Below are 8,090 nucleotides of genomic sequence, written 5' to 3' on the forward strand. Positions count from 1 at the left end.
ACGGATCGAACACACAGCCATTGGCACTCGATCCGGGCGCCTCTCCCAGGCGCGGCAGTTTTCACGGGTCATCGATCGTGACGCGGCGAGTCATTGATTCGGGCGCCCCGCGCGGGGCGCGTTGATGGACTTTTTGCGAGTCCATCAACACTTTAACTCCTCTAAGTGTTGCACTTCAACTTTGAGCCCGGCGGGTGAATTCCCCATGACCTACGAAATGGATGGTCACGGGAAACACCGGATGCCGTGCACGGACTGCCACACGGATCATCTGATGGAGCCCTGGGATTACAAGTACCTACGGCCAATTTACGATCCTTTGGTCCAGTGGACGCACATCTACACGGATCCTTTCCTCGATCCATTTGTGAGCATGTTGGACCAGCGGGCGTACTGTTCCTATGCCTGCCACGCTAACCCGGACCTTTTGATCGGCACCCACCCCGTCGCTGACGACCCGGTCTCCAGGTGGCCGGAAAAGCCCTTTGTCAACTTCGAGTCGCCCACATCCAGCATCCTGCCGGGAGACGACATGCCGCTGCTGGACTTCGATTTGAACGGGTATCAGAGCAGCGCCGATGTGGTCATGTGCGTCAGCTGCCACAACGTCCACGGCAAGCAGGGGGTGCCGTACATGCTCCGGGCGCTCGAACCCATCGATTATCCTTACATCGAGCCCCTGTGCGTCCGCTGCCATTCCTACGAATAACCGGGAGGCGGGAGGGTCCATCCGGATCCTTCCGCCCCATAGCTCCCCTGCATATGTGGTGACCCGGTCATAAGATCTCAGCTGACAGCTTTCCGCTCACAGAAAATGGGCGCCTGCTGGATTGCAAGCGCCCATTTTGATCAAATACTGTTTTCTGACTACTGGCTACTGACTACTTATCCATATTCACCAGCATCGTCTCGCTTCCGTTCCGGACCGTGACCGGCACCTTCTTCATCCTCAGGGCGAAAAAGACGATGGCCATGCAGATGAGGAGGGCGGTGGCATAGCCTTTCATTTCGTAGTTGAGGGTCAGGGTCTTTGCCGTCTTCGTGTCGATGAGGCTGCTGGCGATCCAACCCTCAACGCTGCCGTCGGACGACCGGACCCTGGTCCAATCCCCCCTGGATCCGGTCACGGAGAACCGGTCTCCCTGGTGGGCCTTCTCCACGATCCCCGAACCGGCAGAAGATCCCTGCCGCACGTTGACCGTGTCTCTGGCGACGATGGCGGCCTTGCCCCGGTCGACAGCCACGTGGGACGAGTCGAGGACAATGAGCCCGGCGAAAGCCAGGGAGGCCGCAAAGGCCGTCACCGCGAGGACCTTGCCCCAGAAGGAGAGGGTCGGCAGCGGCGAAGTGAGTTTCTCGGCCCTTCTCTTTGCCTGCCTGCCCATCATGGCGCCGATGGCCTGGGCGCCCTTTGCCACTTCCTGCTTCTGCATTACAGTGAGATCTCCCATGATACTTCTCCTTTCAAAAAGTAGTTGTCGATAGTTTTACTGCCATGGAAGGAGCAATGATGATGCCAAGATAGAAACATGGGTTGAGTGGCAGGATTAAGCCTACTTTTAGCTTTAAAAACAGCAATATGGGCGACTGCCGTCAAGATTGCTGTTTTTAAAGATAGTGTTCGGAAACTGGACGGGTGGATGGGAATGAAACGGGGGAACTCGGTCAACCCCTGGAGGTTGCCTTAAGGGATGGACTCAAATATGTTCCCATCGATCCTCCTACGGGTTGACTGCATGTATGGAGGGGTATGGGGGTATCGGAGTGCCGAGGTAAAGGCCGTGATCAATGATCGGGAACATCTGGAACCCGAACCGTCCTCTCGACAAGCTCGGGATAAGGTAGCCGATGGTTGGGGTCCGGGGTCCGGGCTTCACGGTTCACTGGTTTAATTTGGAATATGGAATCTGGAATGTGGGATGCGGGATCAGGTGACAGCTGGAGTGCACTGGTGCAGGAAGTGCATGGAGTGCACAACTGCACTGACATTCGCTTAGTCGCTCCTTCGGACAGTCGGTCGGTCGCTGATCAGCCGTCCCCCCTCTTTTCCATCTCCTCATAGATCTTTTCCCGGTGCATGATCCCGAGGATGATCACAGAATTACCCTTGATCCTGTAAACCACGCGGTAATCCCCCACTCTCAACTTCCAATAGCCTTTCAGGCTGCGACGCAGGGGCTGGCCGTAATCGTGGGGAGCAGCCGTCAGCCGTTCTTCGATGGCTTTCCTTATCCGGTTTTTTACAGCCTTGGGAAGTGCCGGGATATCCTCAGCCTTGACGTCAGGGTGGTACCTGACCAGGAACTTCGCTTCAGGACCAGGCATCGTCGTGGTCGATGAGTTCTGCGGCTTTCAGGGTCCTGTCCCTTTTATCGGCCACGTAGTTCAGGGCGATGTCTTCCCTCATCTCCAGGGCCTCGCGGATGAGGTCCCGGCTGAGAGTGGACAGGGAAAGCCCTTTCTTGTCGGCCAGTTCCTTCAGAACCTTGTAAAGTGGGCCTTCAACGACGATATTGATACGGGGATTTTTCGTGGGCATGACACACCTCCGATACAAAGGAAGTGTATCACTTGTGTGGAACTACGGCAACCTTGACACGTTTGTGCGCATTTGCGTTAAGCGTGAGGGCGACAAATCTCAAATGACTTACGCACACACGTATTCTCTCCTGGCTCCTGGATTCTGGCTACTGCTCCCCTCAACCTTTCCGCCTTTCATGATATTCCCGCGCCAGGGCGCAGCCGTCGGCTAAAAGTTCATCCAGCTTGGCCCTGATCCCGCTGCCGTCCGACGGCTGGTATTCCTCCAGCCTCTCGGTGTACTCCGGCAGCCGGTACAGGAAATCTCCGATTGTCTCTCTCGTCACCCGGAAAACCCCCTTGCCGTAACCCTGATCGTCCAGCATGAAGGCGTTGAGTTCCTGTTCGAACTGCCCTTTCGTGGGAAGGGCCAGGTACGGCTTTTTCAGGTTGAGGGCCTCGGTGATGAGGGTAAAACCCGCCGAGGCCATGACAGCCTTGCAGGTGGCCAGGTCGTTGACGAACCCCTCCCGGGAGAACCCCTTGTATTCGATATTGCCCTCGACCCCCTCCCTGCCCTGGCCGTAGACGTGGAACCTCTCCCGTGGGTATTCCCGGAGCCGCCCCACGAAGGAATCCGCACCCTTAGTGAAGTAGACCACGATGTGATCGCCTCTTGAGGGAACGGCAGACTGGACAGTCGGCCGGATGAGGGGCGGGAAGGAAAAGGTCCGGTCGTTGGTCAAGGGAGCGAAGTGGAAGGTGGTCACCAGGCTCACGTCGGGACGGGGGATCATGGCCCGGATGATGGCCTTCGTCAGGGCCATGCCGGGAACCAGCCTTTCGGGGACAGCCAGCTCCATGTACCGCATACGGTGCTGGTTATCCAGAGTGATGAGGGGAATGTCGAAGTAGTTGGCCAGGTAGGCGGTCATGGGCTCAAAGTCGGTGATCACCGCCTCGGGACTAAATTCCTTGAACAGGACTTCTTTAAGTTCCCTTGACCTGGCGTGACCCCTGGGGATCCTTGCCAGGTTCTCGGTGATGGTTTTTGTGACGGAAACCTCGTTGTCCACCTGGCCGATGGTCAACCCCTCGGTCTGGAAAACGTCGAACCGGTCCTTGAGGTCCCGGTAGCTCCGGTCGTACCCGACGACCCTGACGTCGTGACCCTGCTCGACGAGGTGCGGGAGGACGGACATGGCCCGGGAGGTGTGCCCGGACCCCTCACCCGATACGCCGTAAACGATAAGGGACAATGGTAAAACTCCTTATTGGAATAGAGAAGGTGGAAGGTGGAAGGTGGAAGGTGGAAGAGATCGTTTGAACCTTGCCTTGCTTCCCCATTCCGACTTCCCTATTCCCTATTCCCTATTCCTTCCGCGCCCTGCGCCCATGCGCCCCTGCGCCCCTGCTCCCATGCTCCCTTCCCCGACACCCCGATACAGCTAATTGCCCGCCGGGAATATGCGGGCGATTAGTTCAGAAGTCTCCTCCAGCCACACCTTACGCTCCTCCTCCGTGCTGGTCACCACCACACCGAAGTTGCGGCGGTGAAATTCGGTCACCCCGCACAGGTCGAAGATGCACGTCTTCCAGAGGTTCTTCAACGGGTCGCCGAAGACTTCCTGCTCCCTTTTCTCCGGCGTGTTTGAGGTGTTAAACACAACCGCCGTCTTTGCTTTGAGCAGGCCCACGGGAACCCCTTCCCCGCCGTCACCCTCCTCGAACTCGTAGGCGACGCCGGGCCGGACGACCCGGTCCACCCAGCCTTTAAGGATCGCCGGGGGCATGCCCCACCAGTTGGGGTGCACCAGGACGATGCCGTCTGCAGCGGCGAGCTGCTGACAATGTTCGGCGACCATCGGGTCGAGGACCACGTCCCTGACGATCTCGTCCGTGGGCAGGACGGGATCGAACCGTTCGGCGTACAGGTCGTGGAAGACCCCCGAGTGCCCCAGCCGCTCTAACGTGAGCACCACCGTCTCGGCGATGGCGTGGTTGAAACTGCCGGGGGTGGGGTGGGCGAGTATTACCAGCACGTTCATGAGATCCTCCTGGATCTGGTCCAGAGTGCAAAGTGCAAAGTGCAGGGCAAATCGCATTCCTTTAAATGCGGCCAAATTTACCGCGCACTTGTATGTTAAAAAACAGTTCTTGAACTTATCCTGATTCCTGCCCTGCCCTGAGCCTGTCGAAGGGACTTCCCTGTCCCCGGCAGCCTGTACGAAGGAGGAACAAGGGTGAAAAGAGTTTTACTGGTTCTATTCCGCCTTCATCCTTCCCCATTCCCCCTTTTCCTCAGGGATCGACGCCTTATGAACGCTGTGCAGATCCCGGAGGAAAAGGGCGACGTCCGGCCGGTCGGAAAAGATCCCCCCCACCCTTTCATCTGTGATGGTCTTCCATAGCTCTTTCCTGTCGTTGACGGTGTAGACCCACACCGGGAGGCCAAGTTTCCTGGTTGTCTTGAGGAAACCGAGCTGTACGAGCTTCCTGCTCACCACGAGGACGTCGGCCCCGGATCGGCGGACCCTGCGGCCGGGAAAGAGCTTGGTAAACAGCTGCCATGGAGGACGGTCGCCGATGATAAGCCCCGTCCGGATCGCCGGATCAAGGACCCTTATCTTCCTGATCACCGTGTCTAAGCTGGAGGTGATGATGAAGCTGTCCGGTCCCAGGACGCCCAGGACCGTTTCGAGGACCTGCTCCTCGCAGCCCGCCTCTTTCAGCTCGATGTCCAGTGGAATTTTGCCTGCGCAAAATTCCAGTACTTCCTGAAGTGTGGGGACCATGTACCCTGCTGATCCAGATTTGTCCTGCAGTTCATCTCTTGTCATATCCATGATTTTGGCACCGGCAAAATCATGGTCGTGGTGGACCACCAGCACGCCGTCGGCGGTACGCCGGACGTCCAGTTCGATCATGTCGGCCCTCATGTCGATGGCCGCCTCGAAGGATTCCATGGTGTTCTCGTGGAAGTAGCGGGACGCGCCGCGATGGGCAATGATCAAAGGACGGCAGCTGTTTTCCAAAATGTCCATTATGGAAACTGTCATGGCAGCCGTCCTTTGATCATCGAGTCTCAGCCACAGCTTCGATTCTCTGAAGAGGGGAAGAGGAGAAAAGGTGAAAGAACGTTGCGATATTCCCCCCCATGCGCCCCCTCACCCCCTCGGCGCTGAGTCTACTAAGTTAGACTCAGCGTTCAGCTTCCCCACCGCCTCCCTGAGCTCCCCCTTGATCCGTTCCCGCTCGGGAGCGTACTGCGGCTCTTTCAGGATCCCCATGGCTGTTTCGAACAGGGTGACCGCCCGCTGGAGGTTCATCCTGGGCTCCCTGACCTCCGCGTAACGGGTCAGGGCCCGGGCCATGAGGGCCATGACCATCCCCCTGCGCGCGGCCTGATCGTCCTGTTTCAGCAGTTCCAGGGAATCCCTGATGGTCCTGACGGCCCTGCTAAGGAGGGCCGGGCTCCGTTCGATGTCGTAAAGCCCGAGAAGAACGCGGCCGGCGTCAGCCAGGGTGACGCCCCGCTGGACAGGGTTTTCCTCCGGGGTCATGATCTCAAGGGCCCGGTCGTAGGCGGAAAGGGCCCGTGCCAGGGTCTTCTCCTTATCAAACACATCTGCCAGTTCGGTCAGTGCGTCCCCGGCCATCTTCAGTATCCCGGCCCTGTTGAGAAGGGTTTCCGTGTCCTCGATGGCCTCCAGGACAGCGGCTGCCTGTTCGTAGGTTTCCACAGCCTTTCTCAGGCTGGCCTGGCGATCGGAGTGGTCTGCCAGCTTGCGGAGCACCCCCGCCTTCCGGGTGAGAAACCGTACCTCCTCATCGAGCCACGACGATCGCCTCGCTGCCTCAGCGGCGGTGTCCCAGGCGCGAAGGGCCAGGTTGAGGTTCTCCAACTGGCCCTGGATACCGGCCAGTTCCTCGTAAAGGGCGGCCAGTTCGGAAAGGGCTCTCAAGTAGTGGACGCGGAACCTTTCCGGCTTCAGGAGGGTCACCGCTTCCCGGAGAGCCTCGCCGGCTTTGAGCCTTTCCCGTTTTCCGTCGCCGGGCGCGGCCATTCTCCGCCGGCAGGCGCCCAGCCGGTAAAGGGCCTGGCCCCTGACCTCCCGGTCCTCCACGGGGGAGAGGTCCGGGAGCATGGATTCCAGCTCACCGATAGCCCGGGAGAAGTCCCCATCCCTGATGAGGGCGTCGGGACCGGCAAGGATCCCCGCGCTTTCATCCTTCCCTCCCAGGTCGGGAGCGTCCTTCTTCACGGGAGCCAGGCGGACCACGGAGCGATCCATCTGCGGGCCCTGGTTAAGGGTGCGCACCTTCAGGCAGATCCTGACCAGGCTGACGACCATGACGATCATAAACAGGTAAAGCCAACCGGTTGAAAAAACCTGCGGCATCTTTATATGCTCCCTATCTTCTCCGCATCGCAAACCGGGATCCGTCGAGGAGTTTGCCTGGACCTGTATTTCAGGTTAACTCTTTAATTTAGCACGATTTTTCGTGACAGCAGTTTAACACCTTCCCACAAATGATATCAATCGCAGGTCATGCCTGTTTTTTGGGCACCTTGTCGGCGAATGCATAAAAACATAGGCCCTGTTGTGCTGCGATTCCGGTCAGTCCAATGCCTGCCAGCGTCAAAATATGGTGCAACCTTTTGTAAAAAAAGGAAAATTTGCAATCCTGCCGGTTTTTTCTTTTTTGGCACATCCCTTTCCATTGTGCAGTCATCAACTCAAACCACCGAAAGGGGAACATACCATGAAGTACATCATCGCCAACATCACGCCGGCCCTCATCATCGGCGCCTTCGCCGAAAGGATGAAGTTTTCCGCCATGCTCCTTTTCACCGGCGCCTGGATGCTGCTCATCTACAGCCCCGTCTGCCACTGGGTGTGGGGCGGCGGATGGCTCGGCCAGATGGGCGCGCTGGACTTTGCCGGAGGCACAGTGGTCCACATCAACGCCGGTATCGCGGGCCTGGTCGCGGCCATCGTCCTTGGCAGGAGAAAAGGCTACCCCACGACCCCCATGATGCCCCACAGCCTCACCTTGTCCATGGTGGGAGCATCCATGCTGTGGGTGGGCTGGTCCGGATCCGAGCTCGCCGCGGACGGGACTGCCGGAATGGCCCTGGCCATGACCCAGATCGCTACAGCCGCCGCCACCCTTGCCTGGATGGGTGTGAAATGGTTGAAGCACGGCAAGCCCAGTGCCCTCGGCGCCATTACGGGCGCTGTGGCCGGCCTCGTGGCCATCACCCCGGCCTCCGGCTTCGTGGGCCCCATGGGCGCCGTCGCCATCGGCCTGCGGGTCACCGAGGACGAGGAGGTCACCGGCCTCGACATCACGCAGCACAACGAAAAGGGCTATGACTACTGATAGCCTGAATAATAATGTCATAGCCCTGTGCTAGGTTCCAAGGGCTATGTACTAGGACAATCGCAAAGGCGCCGGACCAAATGGTCCGGCGCCTTTTTCTTGGCACCTAGCCCGCATTATTCATGATGCAAATGAGATGTCAGCTAACTGTGTGGCAATTAAAGATAAATGGGAATGGCACT

General features: G+C 58.4%; 8 protein-coding genes and 1 pseudogene. 2 read left to right on the forward strand and 7 right to left on the reverse strand.

Annotated features, from left to right (window positions below; translation table 11 throughout):
* The first annotated feature begins 205 nt into the window (after window positions 1-205).
* Window positions 206-709 carry a cytochrome c3 family protein gene (locus P1S46_10275; GenBank protein MDF1536865.1) on the forward strand — a complete coding sequence of 168 codons (504 nt, stop codon included), beginning with the start codon at window positions 206-208 and terminating at the stop codon, window positions 707-709.
* Between the two features lie 172 nt (window positions 710-881).
* Here the strand turns inward: P1S46_10275 and P1S46_10280 are convergent, their stop codons facing one another.
* The 7 genes from P1S46_10280 to P1S46_10310 form a co-directional block, all read right to left on the reverse strand.
* Window positions 882-1,451 (reverse strand): SH3 domain-containing protein, encoded by a 570-nt coding sequence (locus P1S46_10280; GenBank protein MDF1536866.1) that lies wholly within the window; start codon window positions 1,449-1,451, stop codon window positions 882-884.
* A gap of 577 nt (window positions 1,452-2,028) precedes the next feature.
* Entirely contained in the window at window positions 2,029-2,325 is a 297-nt protein-coding gene (locus P1S46_10285) for a type II toxin-antitoxin system RelE/ParE family toxin (GenBank protein ID MDF1536867.1), read from the reverse strand.
* Window positions 2,312-2,539, reverse strand: coding sequence for an antitoxin, RHH family protein (locus P1S46_10290; protein MDF1536868.1), 228 nt, complete (start codon window positions 2,537-2,539; stop codon window positions 2,312-2,314). The genes P1S46_10285 and P1S46_10290 overlap by 14 nt, the downstream gene beginning before the upstream one ends.
* A 160-nt stretch (window positions 2,540-2,699) precedes the next feature.
* Window positions 2,700-3,779 (reverse strand): glycosyltransferase family protein, encoded by a 1,080-nt coding sequence (locus P1S46_10295; protein MDF1536869.1) that lies wholly within the window; start codon window positions 3,777-3,779, stop codon window positions 2,700-2,702.
* 189 nt (window positions 3,780-3,968) lie between these two features.
* Window positions 3,969-4,568, reverse strand: coding sequence for an NAD(P)H-dependent oxidoreductase (locus P1S46_10300; protein ID MDF1536870.1), 600 nt, complete (start codon window positions 4,566-4,568; stop codon window positions 3,969-3,971).
* 216 nt (window positions 4,569-4,784) lie between these two features.
* Window positions 4,785-5,579 (reverse strand): glycerophosphodiester phosphodiesterase, encoded by a 795-nt coding sequence (locus P1S46_10305; protein ID MDF1536871.1) that lies wholly within the window; start codon window positions 5,577-5,579, stop codon window positions 4,785-4,787.
* Window positions 5,580-5,687: 108 nt separating this feature from the next.
* Window positions 5,688-6,923: a hypothetical protein gene (locus P1S46_10310; GenBank protein MDF1536872.1), complete on the reverse strand. Its 1,236-nt coding sequence runs from the start codon at window positions 6,921-6,923 to the stop codon at window positions 5,688-5,690.
* Between the two features lie 379 nt (window positions 6,924-7,302).
* On the opposite strand from P1S46_10310, the pseudogene P1S46_10315 reads away from it, so the two are divergent.
* Window positions 7,303-7,908, forward strand: a pseudogene (locus P1S46_10315) (hypothetical protein).
* The last annotated feature ends 182 nt before the right edge of the window (window positions 7,909-8,090 follow it).

This window comes from bacterium (genome assembly GCA_029210545.1).
Lineage (GTDB): Bacteria > BMS3Abin14 > BMS3Abin14 > BMS3Abin14 > BMS3Abin14 > JARGFV01.